General features: G+C 40.9%; 17 protein-coding genes and 7 tRNA genes. 8 read left to right on the forward strand and 16 right to left on the reverse strand.

The window, feature by feature from the left end:
* Positions 1 to 23 precede the first annotated feature (23 nt).
* The 9 genes from PTRA_RS10405 to dnaQ all read right to left on the reverse strand — a co-directional run bounded on the left by PTRA_RS10405 (position 24) and on the right by dnaQ (position 2,995).
* Positions 24 to 100, reverse strand: a tRNA-Asp gene (locus PTRA_RS10405).
* Positions 101 to 154: 54 nt separating this feature from the next.
* Positions 155 to 231, reverse strand: a tRNA-Asp gene (locus PTRA_RS10410).
* A 49-nt stretch (positions 232 to 280) separates the two neighbouring features.
* Positions 281 to 357 (reverse strand) — tRNA-Asp (locus PTRA_RS10415).
* A gap of 33 nt (positions 358 to 390) precedes the next feature.
* A tRNA-Asp gene (locus PTRA_RS10420) sits at positions 391 to 467 on the reverse strand.
* A gap of 38 nt (positions 468 to 505) precedes the next feature.
* Positions 506 to 582 (reverse strand) — tRNA-Asp (locus PTRA_RS10425).
* 41 nt (positions 583 to 623) lie between these two features.
* Positions 624 to 700, reverse strand: a tRNA-Asp gene (locus PTRA_RS10430).
* 26 nt (positions 701 to 726) lie between these two features.
* Positions 727 to 803 (reverse strand) — tRNA-Asp (locus tag PTRA_RS10435).
* 98 nt (positions 804 to 901) lie between these two features.
* The gene (locus PTRA_RS10440; RefSeq protein WP_058373723.1) at positions 902 to 2,272 is read right to left on the reverse strand and encodes a TIGR03503 family protein; all 1,371 of its coding nucleotides are present in this window, start codon (positions 2,270 to 2,272) and stop codon (positions 902 to 904) included.
* A 9-nt stretch (positions 2,273 to 2,281) separates the two neighbouring features.
* Entirely contained in the window at positions 2,282 to 2,995 is a 714-nt protein-coding gene (gene dnaQ, locus PTRA_RS10445; RefSeq protein WP_011328622.1) for a DNA polymerase III subunit epsilon, read from the reverse strand.
* A 68-nt stretch (positions 2,996 to 3,063) separates the two neighbouring features.
* Between dnaQ and rnhA the strand changes: the two genes are divergently transcribed.
* A complete protein-coding gene (rnhA, locus tag PTRA_RS10450) occupies positions 3,064 to 3,528 on the forward strand; it encodes a ribonuclease HI (protein ID WP_011328623.1) in 465 nt (154 codons plus the stop codon).
* 21 nt (positions 3,529 to 3,549) lie between these two features.
* On the opposite strand, the gene PTRA_RS10455 is transcribed toward rnhA, so the two are convergent.
* Complete coding sequence (locus PTRA_RS10455) at positions 3,550 to 4,317, reverse strand: class I SAM-dependent methyltransferase (protein ID WP_058373724.1); 768 nt, start codon at positions 4,315 to 4,317, stop codon at positions 3,550 to 3,552.
* 53 nt (positions 4,318 to 4,370) lie between these two features.
* Between PTRA_RS10455 and gloB the strand changes: the two genes are divergently transcribed.
* Together gloB and PTRA_RS10465 are read left to right on the forward strand one after the other, a co-directional pair.
* The gene (gene gloB, locus PTRA_RS10460) at positions 4,371 to 5,144 is read left to right on the forward strand and encodes a hydroxyacylglutathione hydrolase (RefSeq protein ID WP_058373725.1); all 774 of its coding nucleotides are present in this window, start codon (positions 4,371 to 4,373) and stop codon (positions 5,142 to 5,144) included.
* Positions 5,145 to 5,300: 156 nt separating this feature from the next.
* A complete protein-coding gene (locus PTRA_RS10465; protein ID WP_058373726.1) occupies positions 5,301 to 6,884 on the forward strand; it encodes a LysM peptidoglycan-binding domain-containing protein in 1,584 nt (527 codons plus the stop codon).
* A gap of 45 nt (positions 6,885 to 6,929) precedes the next feature.
* Here the strand turns inward: PTRA_RS10465 and PTRA_RS10470 are convergent, their stop codons facing one another.
* The 5 genes from PTRA_RS10470 to PTRA_RS10490 are packed head-to-tail and all read right to left on the reverse strand — an operon-like array spanning position 6,930 to position 10,465.
* Positions 6,930 to 8,003, reverse strand: coding sequence for a phosphotransferase enzyme family protein (locus tag PTRA_RS10470; RefSeq protein WP_058373727.1), 1,074 nt, complete (start codon positions 8,001 to 8,003; stop codon positions 6,930 to 6,932).
* Positions 8,004 to 8,051: 48 nt separating this feature from the next.
* Positions 8,052 to 8,936, reverse strand: a complete 885-nt coding sequence (locus PTRA_RS10475) for an NTP transferase domain-containing protein (RefSeq protein WP_058373728.1) — start codon at positions 8,934 to 8,936, stop codon at positions 8,052 to 8,054.
* A gap of 4 nt (positions 8,937 to 8,940) precedes the next feature.
* The gene (locus PTRA_RS10480; protein WP_058373729.1) at positions 8,941 to 9,384 is read right to left on the reverse strand and encodes a flavodoxin; all 444 of its coding nucleotides are present in this window, start codon (positions 9,382 to 9,384) and stop codon (positions 8,941 to 8,943) included.
* A gap of 3 nt (positions 9,385 to 9,387) precedes the next feature.
* The gene (gene truC, locus PTRA_RS10485; RefSeq protein WP_058373730.1) at positions 9,388 to 10,152 is read right to left on the reverse strand and encodes a tRNA pseudouridine(65) synthase TruC; all 765 of its coding nucleotides are present in this window, start codon (positions 10,150 to 10,152) and stop codon (positions 9,388 to 9,390) included.
* Complete coding sequence (locus tag PTRA_RS10490; RefSeq protein WP_058373731.1) at positions 10,145 to 10,465, reverse strand: YqcC family protein; 321 nt, start codon at positions 10,463 to 10,465, stop codon at positions 10,145 to 10,147. The genes truC and PTRA_RS10490 overlap by 8 nt, the downstream gene beginning before the upstream one ends.
* A gap of 210 nt (positions 10,466 to 10,675) precedes the next feature.
* Here PTRA_RS10490 and PTRA_RS10495 point away from each other — a divergent pair, with 210 nt between their 5' ends.
* Together PTRA_RS10495 and PTRA_RS10500 are read left to right on the forward strand one after the other, a co-directional pair.
* Positions 10,676 to 11,704 (forward strand): DUF3549 family protein, encoded by a 1,029-nt coding sequence (locus PTRA_RS10495; protein ID WP_058373732.1) that lies wholly within the window; start codon positions 10,676 to 10,678, stop codon positions 11,702 to 11,704.
* Positions 11,705 to 12,004, forward strand: a complete 300-nt coding sequence (locus PTRA_RS10500) for a DUF3301 domain-containing protein (protein WP_011328632.1) — start codon at positions 11,705 to 11,707, stop codon at positions 12,002 to 12,004. It abuts the gene before it with no gap.
* Positions 12,005 to 12,677: 673 nt separating this feature from the next.
* On the opposite strand, the gene PTRA_RS10505 is transcribed toward PTRA_RS10500, so the two are convergent.
* The gene (locus PTRA_RS10505) at positions 12,678 to 13,319 is read right to left on the reverse strand and encodes a GNAT family N-acetyltransferase (RefSeq protein WP_058373733.1); all 642 of its coding nucleotides are present in this window, start codon (positions 13,317 to 13,319) and stop codon (positions 12,678 to 12,680) included.
* Positions 13,320 to 13,602: 283 nt separating this feature from the next.
* Here PTRA_RS10505 and PTRA_RS10510 point away from each other — a divergent pair, with 283 nt between their 5' ends.
* The 3 genes from PTRA_RS10510 to PTRA_RS10520 all read left to right on the forward strand — a co-directional run bounded on the left by PTRA_RS10510 (position 13,603) and on the right by PTRA_RS10520 (position 15,014).
* Complete coding sequence (locus tag PTRA_RS10510; protein WP_058373734.1) at positions 13,603 to 13,839, forward strand: DUF2789 domain-containing protein; 237 nt, start codon at positions 13,603 to 13,605, stop codon at positions 13,837 to 13,839.
* Positions 13,840 to 13,960: 121 nt separating this feature from the next.
* On the forward strand, positions 13,961 to 14,224 hold the full coding sequence (locus PTRA_RS10515) for a hypothetical protein (protein WP_058373735.1): 264 nt from the start codon (positions 13,961 to 13,963) through the stop codon (positions 14,222 to 14,224).
* Positions 14,225 to 14,240: 16 nt separating this feature from the next.
* Positions 14,241 to 15,014, forward strand: a complete 774-nt coding sequence (locus PTRA_RS10520; protein ID WP_058373736.1) for a Zn-ribbon-containing protein — start codon at positions 14,241 to 14,243, stop codon at positions 15,012 to 15,014.
* Positions 15,015 to 15,049 lie beyond the last annotated feature (35 nt).

Here is a 15,049-nt window from a genome sequence, read left to right on the forward strand (position 1 = left end):
CTTGTTATTGAGGAAATAACAAGTGGCGGAGTGGACGGGACTCGAACCCGCGACCCCCGGCGTGACAGGCCGGTATTCTAACCAACTGAACTACCACTCCGCAGTGGTATGTGCATGGGGTAATGCACTTACTAATTTTGTTACTGATATCAAATGGCGGAGTGGACGGGACTCGAACCCGCGACCCCCGGCGTGACAGGCCGGTATTCTAACCAACTGAACTACCACTCCGCAGAGATATCATATTACTTTATTACTGTACTTGTATTACTTAATTTGTTGGCGGAGTGGACGGGACTCGAACCCGCGACCCCCGGCGTGACAGGCCGGTATTCTAACCAACTGAACTACCACTCCAGCGTATATTTAAACTGTTATCTTTTTTCTTATTGGCGGAGTGGACGGGACTCGAACCCGCGACCCCCGGCGTGACAGGCCGGTATTCTAACCAACTGAACTACCACTCCAGCATACAAATTTTATACTATAACAATGTTTAAATAGTTGGCGGAGTGGACGGGACTCGAACCCGCGACCCCCGGCGTGACAGGCCGGTATTCTAACCAACTGAACTACCACTCCAGAATAAGAATATGTTTTACAACCATATGTTGTGTAAGCGTTGGCGGAGTGGACGGGACTCGAACCCGCGACCCCCGGCGTGACAGGCCGGTATTCTAACCAACTGAACTACCACTCCAGTTTTGCTTACAAGTTTTCGAAAATTGGCGGAGTGGACGGGACTCGAACCCGCGACCCCCGGCGTGACAGGCCGGTATTCTAACCAACTGAACTACCACTCCACATTTTCGTTGCTGTTTGAGTCTCCCCTGACAGCGGCGTGAATAATACGAACCAGCCCCTATTTCGTCAAGGGCTTTTTCGCTTTTATTTAGGTTTTTTAGTCATCTGTCATCGAAAGGTTTAAAATTTCACCGCTTTTGTCATTTTTTGAGCCATTTTTAGTACTTTGCTTTTTTTCAGAATTACCAACATCGTCATTTGTTGTTGTCTTTTTATTTATAAAAGGCAGCTTCACTTTAAATTTAAGCGGTTTTTTCTGTACAAAAATACGAATTGCCAGCCAACCCATTAATAAAACGCACAGATTTCCAACAATAATTAAGCTGATCAAAACCCAATTCGCCATTTTTTCTGCTATGGGTTCACTCTCAATCATTAAATCAGGATTAATTAAGGTCGCAGGAGCAACTGCCGGTACCGCTTCTATTGGGCGTGCAATTTCAAATTTGTACGTTGGCAGCGTTGCCATAAACTCACGATCCTTTATATTTGTGCCAAAAATAGACAGCTCGACACTATATCGACCCCAACCATAATTTTTAATTGCTAACTGTCTCGTATGTTTTGCATCCGACTCTATACTAAACATTTGTTCTTCGTTATTAGGGTAGTAAATTTTACCCTGCATAATTACGGTTTCTGGCTTAACTATTGTGTCATCTATATTAATAGCTAAAAGGTGCTCGTTACTTTCTTGCTCTGCTAATGTTATGTCGTAACTTACAGGGGCAGAATGTACCATAATGCTACTTTGCACTATTCGACGTTGTAACAAGGGAGTTACTATGTAGAGCTCGGGGATCCACTCTCCTTCTGGAAAATCTAATTTAAACTCGCCCGTAAAAACGCCATCGTTTGGACGTTCGTCAAACCCTTGGCCATCGTCTTTAAATTCAGCGACTTCTTGAGTACTCGCTCCAAAATTAGCAGCCTCTGCACTATTAGTACTTACAAAATCAACATTTAAGGTAACGACATCTCTAAATAGATTGGCATTTATGGGAGCACCGTCATTTAAAATTTTTCCGGTGATTTTTATTGTCTCGCCTCTAAACAGCATTTCCGGTAACGGCTCTGCCTCTAGTGATACCTCGCCTAATACGACAATGCGGCTGTCGGGTAATATACTACCTATAACTTGCCAAGGGCCAGCCATGGGGTTGCGTATGGTAACCAAATCATAACTAAGCTCGTCATGCCAACTTAAGTCAGGGTTTTTAACTGATTCGGTAGCAAAATATTTACTGCCATCGGGCCTTACTAAAATAACAGCCGGTGAGCCTGGCTTTCTAAAAAAAAGTAAGGTTATTTCAGCTACTTTACTGTCAATACGAAAACGATTATCTAATAAAGGGATTTCATTTTGCCTCCCATCACGCTTTAGTACTTCAACTTGTTTAACGCCATATGCGCTGGTTGCAAAAAAACTAGCAGATACTAATGCGGTTACCAAATAAAAGGTTTTCATAATATGGCCTTAATCAGCGCGCCATATACAGTGGCCGCCTTCATTATTAACAATATCTAATCGTGCTTCGTGTGCAGCTTGTTCAGCCTCACTGGCGCTTAATACTACTAGAGGCGCTCGTTGTGCGCTTAAGCGTCGTATTCCACCTTTTTGCTGATCGGTATCGTCATTTTTGTTTTGATTCAAATTTAGCTTAACTTGCCCGCCTGTCATTGCTAGGTAAACGTCGGCTAATATTTCAGAATCCAGTAATGCGCCGTGCAAGGTTCGCTTAGCGTTATCTACGTCGTAACGACGGCATAGCGCATCTAGGTTGTTCTTTTGTCCTGGATGCAAGTCACGCGCCATTTTAAGCGTGTCGAGTACTTGGCAGAAGGTGGCCGTTTTAGGATAGCCCTGGTTAAGTAGAGAAAATTCATTATCCATATGGCCAATATCGAACGGCGCATTATGAATAACCAGTTCTGCCCCCTTAATATAATCAAAAAACTCTTGAGCAATTTGATGAAACAGTGGTTTATCACGTAAAAACTCATTAGTGATACCGTGAACGTCTATTGCTTCTTCTTCACTGTTGCGCTGTGGGTTAATATACACATGAAAGTTATTGCCGGTTAAGCGGCGATTTACTAATTCAACACACCCGATTTCGATAATACGATGCCCTTGTTTAGGGTCGATGCCGGTGGTTTCTGTATCTAAAACTATTTGTCTGCGTGCCATATCGAATTAATCCTGACTCTGGTATCTTCCTATAATCACTTTATTGTACATAATATCAAGGTAAAACAGTGGAAAAAACCGTAGAGATTTATACTGATGGTTCGTGTTTAGGTAATCCAGGCCCCGGTGGTTATGGTATATTCATGATTTATAACGAACATGAAAAAAAATTAAGCCAAGGTTATAAACTAACGACTAATAATCGCATGGAAATGCTTGGCGCAATTGTGGCTCTAGAAGTATTAACTCGCCCATGTGTTATTAATATCACTACCGATAGCCAATATGTAAAACAAGGAATTGAGTCTTGGATCACGAATTGGAAAAAGCGCGGCTGGTTAACCTCAGCTAAAAAACCGGTAAAAAATGTCGATTTATGGAAACGCCTCGATTTAGCGTGCGCTAAACACACCGTAACCTGGAAATGGGTTAAAGGGCATAGCGGCCATAAATACAACGAAATTGTAGATGACTTAGCGCGCGATGCCGCTGGCAGTAAAGATTTACTCGATGATGTAGGTTATCAACCTTAAAGCTGATTAGCACATACCAAATTACTTTTTATTTTGCTCACAATGCTTTAAGTGTTGCTTTGAAGTTTGCCTAAGGCCCCCTTCTACTGTTGTAAAGCGCGGGCGAGCATGCCACTTAGGTTTAATGGGTGTGAGCGGTGCAACACGTTTACGTGCCACCAGCATGTAAACACTGCCCATAGGTTTTAAGTATTGTTTGGTAAAGCTGCGCCAAAACGCAAAACGCGACAATCGATTACCACGCGCCAGTGATGAGTAAATAAAGCGCTCATCACTCACTATTTCAAATCCCAATAAATTAAGCCAATCTTTAACCCGTGCTGGTGTAAAAAAGCGCCCTGTCCATGGTAGTTTCTGGCCACTAAACGGCAGTAATTGGGCAAGCCCACATAAACTAAACGGATTAAAGCCCGTTATCACAATATACCCACCAGGAATTAAGCTGCGATGTGCTTCGCGTAAAATATGATGAGGATCTGAGTGATACTCTAAGCAGTGACTTAAAATACATGCATCAATAGTGTGCTCATAAAATGGTAATTCGTCTATATCGGCAATAACGCCGGTGTAAGCGCCCGCTTGCGCTACGCACACTTGGTGTTTTATTAAACATTTACTGGTGTTTAGCTCGCCACTCAAACTGCCCAACTTAAGCATATGGTAGCCAAACATACGGGGAAGCCACGGCGCTAATTTACGTTCAATCTCACAGCGTAAATAATCCCCATGAGGAAACTGCTGCCATGACAACGGTTTAGGTCCTTCTTGAAAACTAAGGGCTGGTTTCATTTTATGAGCTCGTTATACTAGGTGTTAACTGTCACTTTATAGAGCAACGTTACATGGTGCAAGTCAAAGCAATTAAAGCCTTTTCAGATAATTATATTTGGTGCTTAACTACAAGCAATAATACGCAAGCTTGGGTAGTCGATCCGGGCCAAGCAGAGCCAGTACTGGATTATTTGGCGCAGCATAATTTAACCTTAGCGGGTATTTTAATTACCCACCATCATTACGACCATACCGATGGCGTAGCAAGGCTGGTTAGCGAAAACCCAAGTATTGCTGTTTACGGCCCAACTAACAGCCCGTTTAAGGGGATTACTCGGCCACTTACTGATGGCCAAAGTATTACAGTGCTTAATACTGCTTTTAATATTATAACGACACCCGGGCATACCCTAGATCATATTTGTTATGTTAATGAGCAACTTGCCTTTACTGGTGATACTTTATTTAGTGGTGGTTGTGGGCGTTTATTTGAAGGCTCTGCTGAGCAAATGTGGCTCTCATTTAATAAATTGCGCGAACTGCCTGCAGATTGCAAAGTTTATTGTACTCATGAATACACTCAAGCTAACCTCGCTTTTGCAGCAGCCATTGAACCGCGTAACCCAGAACTACTTGCCTATAGTAAAAAAGTAGATGAACTGCGCAGCAAAAATGAAATTACTTTACCAAGCACTATCGGCCAAGAGTTAAAAATAAATCCTTTTATGCGCAGCGATTTGCCTAACATTACTGAACTATTACCAAAAGAATTTTGCTCGGTTACAAAAAACAATGAACCTTGGGAAAACTTTGCAGGTCTGAGAAAGTTCAAAGACCATTTTTAATCCGCTAACCAATAGCCATACGTACTTTTTGCTTAACAATCAAAAAGTTAAAATTAGCATTTGATTATTGCTAAGTGTTTTAAAAGGTCACAAGTGGCAATGTTAGCTCATAACGGGTAGTATTCGCCGAGTTTTTTACCCCATGTATTGGTATTTATGAATAAATCTCCCCTATTACTGGTTTTAGTATTAGCACTAAGTGGCTGTCAAACGTTAACAAACGAAAACACTGACTCACAAGCCGCAACTCAAGCAAATAAGCAGCTTGGAGGCGCAAGTCCACACGATATTAGCAATGCATTAATGAGCAGCGCCAAGTATCAACACGCTAAAAATGCTGACGCTGAAGCGCCTATTTTTGATGATGTATGGGAGCGTATTCGTTACCAACTTGCAATAGAGGTGCCGCAAAATCGGCCCGTAGTTACCGAGCGTAACTATTATGCAAAGCATCAAGCTTATTTAAATCGTATTTCGAAGCGTGCCGAACCTTATTTGCATTTTATTGTTGAAGAAATAGAAAAACGTGAAATGCCAATCGAAATTGCACTGCTGCCTATTGTAGAGAGTGCTTTCGATCCGTTTGGTTACTCGCACCGCACTGCGTCGGGTATTTGGCAATTTATGCCACAAACCGGTGAGCGTTTCGATTTAAAGCAAAACTGGTGGTATGACGGGCGTCGCGACATAGTACAATCAACTCGCGCTGCACTTGATTACTTGTCGTATTTACACAAAACCCTTGAGGGCGATTGGCTCAATGCGATTGCAGCTTATAACTCGGGTGAAGGTCGTTTGTTACGCGCGATTAAAAAGAATCGCAAAAAACATTTGCCGACCGATTTTTGGTCACTTGATTTACCTAGCGAAACCACTGCCTATGTACCAAAATTATTAGCACTGGCCGACTTATTAAAGCGCTCAGATGACTTTAATGTTACGTGGAATCCAATTATAAATGCACAAGTTGTTGAAGTAGTCGAAATAGGCTCACAAATTGACTTAGCACTTGCTGCAGAAATGGCCGATATAACACTCACTGAGTTGTATAGGTTAAACCCTGGTTTTAATCGTTGGGCAACCGATCCTAATGGTCCGCATTCTTTACTATTACCGGTTGATAAAGCTGAGCAGTTTAGTCAAAAATTAGCTAATACTGATATTAAAAACCGCTTACGCTGGCAGCAATATACGGTTGAGCGTGGCGACAGTTTATCGGTTATTGCCAAAAAGTTTACCACCAGCACCAGTGCAATCCGATCATTAAATAAGTTAAGCTCAAATACAATTAGAGTCGGTCAGCAACTATTAGTGCCGCTAACTGATGGCGCAATTAATAGCGAACATTTACCAGAGAAAATGCGCTCTGCGGCCAGTAATACCAGCCGTACTAAGCTTTCGCATACGGTTAAAAGTGGTGACACACTGTGGGATATTAGCCGTGAATACGATGTCACTATGGATGAGCTTGCAAAGTGGAATAAGCTGAAGAAAAGCGCCACTCTGCGTTTAAATCAAAAGCTAACAGTATATAAATCAGCTAATAAAGCAAAGACAGTAGCAAACACTACGCATCGTACAATTACGTATAAAGTGCGCCGTGGTGATTCGTTAGCGCGTATTGCGTCTAAGTTTAACTTAACTGTAAACGACATTATTAAGTGGAATAGTTTAGCCGGGCAAAAATATTTACAGCCAGGGCAAAAGCTTAAATTAAAAGTAGATGTTAGAAGCAGTTAAACTGCAACAAGGTATAACTAAGGCGCTTATAGCGCCTTAGTTATTTTAGGCTTGTGCTAATATTGCTTTAAGGGTGCTTTGCTTTGCAATAATATCTTTATAAAGCGCAAACTGATTTTGCGCCCGCTCTAAATTATGGTTGGCATGTTTGATTGCAAAATAATTATCGCCATCAATATAATCTGTTAAAAATCGCAGGCCAATCATAAAGGTCATCACTTTAGCACCTAGCCAAAAGCTTTGTTTTTCTTGCTCGGTGATCAGGTTTTTTAATGGCTCTACGTAACCTTTAACTATGGCTGCAAATATTTCTTCACGCACACCTACATTACTTAAATCGGTGGAGTCTTCTTGCTCTGGTGAGCAAAAAGTGCGTACCATATCACCAAAGTCGTAAAGCCAATACCCTGGCATACAGGTGTCTAAATCAATTACCGCTTTAGCATTATGTGATTGCTCACAAAACAGCATATTATTTATTTTTGTATCGTTATGACAAGGCCTTACTGGTATAGATCCTGCTAATGCTTGCAGTTCATCAATAAGTGTAAATTGCGATAAACAAAAATCAACCTCAGCTTGGCAACTAGCTAAGCGCTGCTCTGGGTCAAGACTAATTGCAGTTTTAAACGCCTGCGCGCGCATGGCTAAGTTATGAAAATCAGGGATCACATGGTGTAATTGTTCTGCATCAAAATCCTCTAGCGCCACAGCAAATTGACCAAAGGCATTCGCCGCAGTTTGCGCTTGGGTAGCATTGGTTACTACATCGTCGCTGTAACTGCCACCAATAAACTCTAGCGCTCGCCATACACCCTGATCACAGTTAACTAAATAGTCATTATTAATAGTCGCTACGTGGCGAATAATATCTAAGTTGTACTCACCCAATTGCTGCTTGTTAGTTAAGTGTTGCTCTATTAAACGGGCATTTTTTACGAGTAAATCTGGCTCAGGAAACACATCAACATTGAGCTTTTGCAATACTAATAACTGTTGCGGAGTGCTAAGCAGCATAGTGCAGTTTATATGGCCACTACCAATTGCTTTCATTGTTATGTGTTTATTGCCAAGGCCAAAGCTTTGCGCTAATTGCACCGCGATAGGATTTAAATTCATTTTTATTTCGCTATTTTTACGCCTAAAAAGGCAAGTACGTGCTATTTATTAATGTCGTAATTTATATAAGGTTGCAGCAACGCTGACAAATTCTGACTTGTAGGTAACGCCGTACCAAGATTCTTGAGCACGGTAAATACTCACAGCTTGCTGCTTGGTGCTAATTGCGCGCTGAATCTGATCCGGTAAATAATACTCCATTTTTACAGCTGTATCGTATTGCTGTAAAAAGGCAGTAAAACCTTGTTCTAAGTATTGAAAAAATGAGGGGGTTACTCCCCAAAAGCTCATAGAGCCCAATGCATCTTTCGCAATACCTTCGCGCACTCCTGCCGGGTTATCACCCATTATTTGCCCTGCTTGTTGTTGAATATTTAAGTATTCAACTATTCTCAGCAGTTGGTTGTTTTCGACTTGGCAAACACCCCGATTTACACCGCCTTCCCCCGATAACGTATCTATTATAGGATAGCCTACCATGGCCCAATTACCTTGGTGTTTAAAGTGCTCACTAAGGAGCTTAAACGACGATGCACCATAGTAATCATCGGCGGTAATAACAATTGCCGGATTATTAATCACGTCTTTGGCACATAATAACGCATGCCCAGTACCCCATGGTTTTTCGCGCTGTTGGGCAAGTTGCTCAAATTGTTTTGGCACTAAATTGGTATGCTGCTCGATAAGTACAACGTCTATATTTGCTGCTAAACGCGGTAAAATTGTTTGCTCTATTTCGCTGCGCACCGCTTGGTTAATAATAAGTACCACCTGCGTTACACCGGCGGCAACTGCATCGGCAATGCTTAATTCCATAATGGTGCAACCAAGCCCACTAATTTCAGCAATTTGTTTATTACCGCCAAAACGACTTCCTAAACCTCCCGCTAAAACCACCAAACTCAGTGCATGTTTTTTTGTTGTTGTATTCATTAAATTATAACTTACCTAACCAAGTTGTTAGCCAAGGCTCGACAACTGGCCAAGGCTCAAAGTCTTCGCAGGCATCAACTTCTAAGCGGTTACCAACAGGCTTAGCTTGTAAGTCACGTAATAATTCATCAAAGCTGCGCCCTGCACCACAAAAGGTGTCGCCGTAGCTTCTGTCGCCCATGGCAATAATTCCAAATGGCTTGTCGGTTAACATAGGAAAAGTACTATTTAACTGATTATAAAAATCAGCTAAGTTATCAGGTACATCGCCTTGACCGGTTGTTGAGGTAATAATTAAAATATGTGACGCACTTTGAATGTCGCTCAACACTGGCTCATTAAATACCGTAACGCCATGCCCCGCTTGCTCTATTGTTGTGGCTACTTCGTCACTTAAACGCTCTGCACCGCCATATACGCTGCCTACAAAAATACTAATATGTGCCATTAATTAATAATCCTTTTCTTCATCTGGCCAACCTAGTTGTTTGCAAATGCTGAGCATTGCATCACCTAGTGGCGCTTTAATTTTTATTGGTTCATTACTATAAGGGTGCACAAAGCTAAGCTCAGTTGCAAATAACATTAATCTGCGCAGCTCAAAATGCTCCCTAAAAAATTGATTATGCTGATTATCGCCATGGTTTACATCGCCAATGATAGGCAGTGATAAATGCTTTAAATGCCGACGAATTTGATGTTTACGCCCCGTTTTAGGAAAACACTCAACAAGGGAGTAGCGCACTGTAGGGTACTTGCCAATAGGAATGGGTAAGGCTGCTTGGTATAAGCAATTAAACTGAGTTTGCGCTTCTTGTGGCGCTTTGTCTTGATCGGCAAACTTATCTGCTATTTTGTCCAGCTCTTCTTTTAGTGGTTTATCTAAAAATACCGACTCAGGTGCAAAACCACGTACTAAGGCTAAATAGCGTTTACTCATAGTGCCTTCAATAAATAACTGATTCATATCGCGGGCAGCTTCTGAACTTAGCGCAAACAGTAACACCCCCGATGTGGGTCTATCGAGCCTATGTACCGGAAAAACATGCTGCCCAAGTTGATCGCGCAGCATTTGCATAGCAAACTGGGTTTCGTGCTTATCTAAAAACGAGCGATGCACTAATAAGCCTGAAGGTTTATCTATGGCTACGTAGTTTTCATCCTGATACAAAATAGTCAGTTCGCCATACTCAATTGGTGCTGGGCGCTCACTCATTTGGCTCTCCTAAAAAGGCATCAAGGGCTGTTAACAGAGTAATAATTTCACCGCTGCCTTTTTTACTCGCAAGCGTCATTTGTGCCATAGGAGCAATTGCAAAGTTGCGCGGCAATGGCTGCTCGTCAATAATTAGTTGCTCAAATTTTTTAATAAATACAAACTGTAACCACTGCTCAAACGCCATGGTGTCGTGGCAAAAAGGCACGTTTGACTGTAATGCTTCTGCTGCTATTGGCTCATTTTGCCAAAGCTGATGCTTTTTTAAAAGTGCGCTTAACTGCACTAAATAAGCTTGAGTTTGCTGGTACATAACCGCCCTCTTAAAACTAGATGAAGTAATAATACCATTTGTATTTATTAAGAGGGAAATTATAGTAACTGAAAGTACACGCTTAATATTACCCCCGCTTGCTCGGTTATTTAGCAAAATCAAAACTCAAACTCTATAACCGCGGTTCCCTCAATCTTTGCTATGGCGTATAATTGACGCAATTTTGTAGTAAAAACAATTGAGAAAACGATGAGTAAGCAAATAGCGACATTAGGGCAGCTTTTAGATAATGCAGGTACTCAGTGGCGCGCGTTTGATATTGGTAGGCACATAACTAAGCTTGATAAAAAGCAATTTTTAGATATAGAGCAAGCACAAGTCCCTTACCCATATCCGCTTGCTGGTCATGCATGGTTAGCTATTCAGTTTTGGGATAGTAAAGCGAGTAAAGAACCTTATGTATGGTTTTTAAAATTTCCAGTTGATGAGCAAAGCAAATTGGTGAGTGCGAGTCGCGATCACTTTGCCGACATGGTAATTGAAGCACTCGGCACACAGCTTACCGGTGAGCAAGCCGACGGTAAACTTGATAACAACCCTTATGTTTTTACACCAAATGCCAATAAATTAGCAGCCTTTAATGCGCAACTTAAAGTATTATTAAAGCAACCTGCATCACAGTATTACGAGCATACGCAGTTGTACTTTAGTGGCAAGCTGGGTTTTGAAAATTGGCAAAGTGTGGCACTACAAGGCATTGCCGATTTTGCACTGCGCCTAGATAATGAGACTAACTTAGTTGATATACAAAAAGCCTGGCCTCATTTGCCCGCTGAGGTATTACAGCCCCTTAGCGCCATGCTTGAGCATGTAGAAATACCGCCCTCATTTAGCCAGTTACTAGTAGAGTACGGCCAAGCAGCTATAAAAAATAACGACCCGTTTGCTGTTACAGTAGCGCTACGCTCGCTTTCTAAAGCGCAAGCGCAAGGCTTAACCGCTCAATTAGTCGATAGCGTATTAACTTCATCTGTTAATCAAGATGCTGATGTACTGCTCACTATTGCTGGGCGTTGCTTTAAACAACTAGAAGACCCTGAGCGCTTACATGTGTTTATGGATAACTGTGCGCATCATCAACAAATTACTGAACTATTTGTGAGTATTTTTGCTGATTTAGTTGCAATACCCACTATTCGCCCGCATTTATTAGGCTTATTACGTAAAGAAAATCGTAGCGAAACCCTCGCGCGTGCAATTGGAAGGTTATTCTCTTAAATGGCAAGTTTATGGACGTTCATACTGATTGGTAGTGTAATTTACTTATTTTGGCTAAACCGAAAAGTAGCCGAGGCGGCGAACGTTCATGCTAAACGCCAAAGCGAACAACTGCAGGTGCAATTAATGAGCGTTGCCTGTAGTAAACGCCGCTTTGGCTTTTTAAAAAGTGGTAAACCTGGAGTGAAAAGCGAATTTATTTTTGAGTTTTCAAGTGATGGCGAAAATGCCTATCAGGGAATACTGATCATGGAAAATGAGTATTTAAAAAGTGTGGTTATTCCACCGCATAAAATATAACCTTTATACTGCGCTAAAAGTTTAATTTAGGGTAAGGGTAAATTAAAAAAGTGAGTAAAACACAAAAAACTAAGGCGTAACTAAAGTTACGCCCCAATTGACAAACATCCTGTTAGGTATCCTTTACCTGTGTAATCCGTATTATCATCCTCTGAACGAGCAAACAACCTTGTTCACCCTCACATTGCATCCTGCAATATCCTCTTGCCACCTTGGCTGTCCTGCGTAAACTAACGCTCCGGCTACTTCCTGTAGCACCATCCTTGATTATCCATTAGTAGCTCCAGCCACTTAAGCGCATCATGCACTTTCCTGTTCATCCTTGCGTCCGTGTTAACTTGTCCGTTTTGCTTCTTGCTAGCGTCTGCTATGTTGCCTACTTCCTTATCCTTGGCAATCACTCAATCATTGAGCTGTGTCGTCTTGACAAAGTAAAGTTTAAAGCAAATGGCTAGTAGGTATAGTACCTAGCTGTTAATTATTAAATGGCATTTATATTAAAAAACAAAAATAATAAAAATAACCTTTAATATCAATCAAATAGGTAATAAAAAACTATTTCCACGCAATTTAAACTGACAACTCGCACAGCGATGTAAGATATATCTCACGGTCATATATCCGTTTTGGGATATTAACCACCAAGACAGGCTACCTTTAACCTAAATTAAATTTAGTTTTTTGACTTAAATAACAATTCGCCCGCAACCTTATTAAAAGTAAGCTGCTTAAAGCTTTCAAACCCTTCGGTTTTAAAAAACTGAGTATGCTCTTTGCGCGTTACAAACACCGCCATACCTGCAGACTCAGCATTAGATTGAACTAGGTCATTTAGGCCTCTTAATAAATAACGCCCAAATCCTTGGCCATGAAAATGCGGATCGACCGCAATAAAAGCTAAAAAATAGTAGTTGCCCTGCTGCTGTAGTGCATCTCTAATTGTTTGCTCTTTATCTATTAATTGATTGGTTTGTAAGTAACCAGCACTTAACATTAGCTTTAAGCGCCAATGCCAATAACGCTGCGCCTGTAATTGGCTGTTTGATTCGAACACGCAGGCAACGGCTTTAAGTTTGTCGTTACGATATAAACCAATAAGTGGCTGTTTCTCTTGCCAAAAGCTACTTAGCTCTTCGCGAATTAATGACCGAAGCTTTTTTTCGTAGGCCGATTTACTCTCTTGCTCATAATTGAGCATAGTTTGTAAAATAGGATCGTCGTGGTACGCCTGATAAATTAAACTCGCGGCAATACTTATATCTTCTGCGGCTAAATACTGTACGCTAAATGTATCGGCTTGGGTGGTCACAGTCATTTATTATTCCTTTTTTGTATTAGAACAACATATCATTATTTTCGCCTTGTGATTAAGCCATTAGCTTGTCGTTATAATCACTCACTAATTTAATGCGATTGGGTTTACTCATAGCTACAACTTACAAACATAATAAATTTATATTTTTTCTGTAAATAAGCGCTTTATTAACTCACTTTCTAAACTATAGCTGTAAAGTTATTAATGGTAAATTCAGCGTGAGTTTAGCTAGCTTAGACTATAGTTTATTTATAATCTTATTTTGACACGCTAGGAGCACAACATGGATACAACAAAGCACGATATAAATACGCTGTTTGCACAACTTGGCTTACCTAGTTCTGAAGCTCAGATTGATGCTTTCATTGCTTCTCATGAGATTGCAGATACAACGTTAATACAAGATGCACCTTTTTGGGATGAATCTCAACAGCATTTTTTAGCTGAATCACTGGCAGAGGACAGTGATTGGAGTGAAGTTATTGATGAGCTTGATGTACGCCTTCGCCAAGGCAATTAATTTTAAGGTAATTGATTTAATTTGGGACATTTAATGTGCCCCTCTCTATTTATTGTTACTATAGCCTCCACGCAGCAGCTTCATGCTGCGTACCTATTTATACTAAAGAGTTATAAACCTAATGAATGCTGCTGTATTTGATGCAATTAAAGTCCTTCTAGACGAAGGCAAAGTACCTACTGTCGCGCTTACTAAAAGTCGTTTAATTAAGCCGGTGCCTATGCCTGTTATTATTGCGGCGGTGAGTCAGTATAAAAACAATCCAGATTCAATTTATAACCTAATGAAAAGCCAAGTACAACCGAGTGGTAGCGATTCTAAAACTTCGCAGTTAGATAGAATTGAAGAAAAGCTCGACCGGTTACTTACCCTGCTAGAAAAATAATAATTCGAGACTATAAATGTTCGTTGTTGATTTAACCTTTGATTGCTACCAAGACACCACTTTAGAGAAAGCCGAACAAGCTATTAACCGCTTGGTTAATGCGCTACGTTTTAATGGCCAAATAATGGGCGAAGAATTTCCTACTGTTTTAAAAGATGGTTACTTTATTACCCGTGTTATGTGCCCAAACGAAGATGCCATGCACCCGCTTAATAATAGTCCGTTTGTAAAACACAGCATTGAGCAATTGCACAGCGCTGGTTTACTTGCGCCAAAAGTAAAAATTATTGGTCAAGATATTCACTCTAATGGGTCTGATTGCTGCGCCGAGCCTTCTAGCTATATTTTATACACCACGTATGTGCATACTTGTAGCCCACTTTATTGTGGTGACGACTTTTTACCGGTACCGCTATTTCGGATCCCAGCGATTGCTAATGGTGATTATAAAACCTTAATTAAATGGCAAGAAGACTGGCAAGCCTGCGATCAAATTCAAATTAATGGCGCAACACGTTGTGAGTTTCCTGCTCTTGAAGAAATTTCGAGTATTAAAAGCGACTTATACCGCCGTGGTAAAGACATTACTAAACGAATTAGCTTTTTAACTAAAAAACCTGTGTATTACTATATATATCGCGTAGGTGGCACCGATAAAACATCTGAACTAGAGCGTAAATGCCCAAGCTGTAATGGCGATTGGAAGTTACCTGAATCCTGGTTTGGATTATTTGATTTTAGGTGTGAGCCCTGCGCCTTAGTGTCTAACATATCGTGGGATTTTCAATAAGTTAAAGGTATTATTAAAGTACTTGCTCGGTATTA

The sequence above is a fragment of the Pseudoalteromonas translucida KMM 520 genome, from assembly GCF_001465295.1.
Taxonomy (GTDB): Bacteria; Pseudomonadota; Gammaproteobacteria; order Enterobacterales; family Alteromonadaceae; genus Pseudoalteromonas; species Pseudoalteromonas translucida.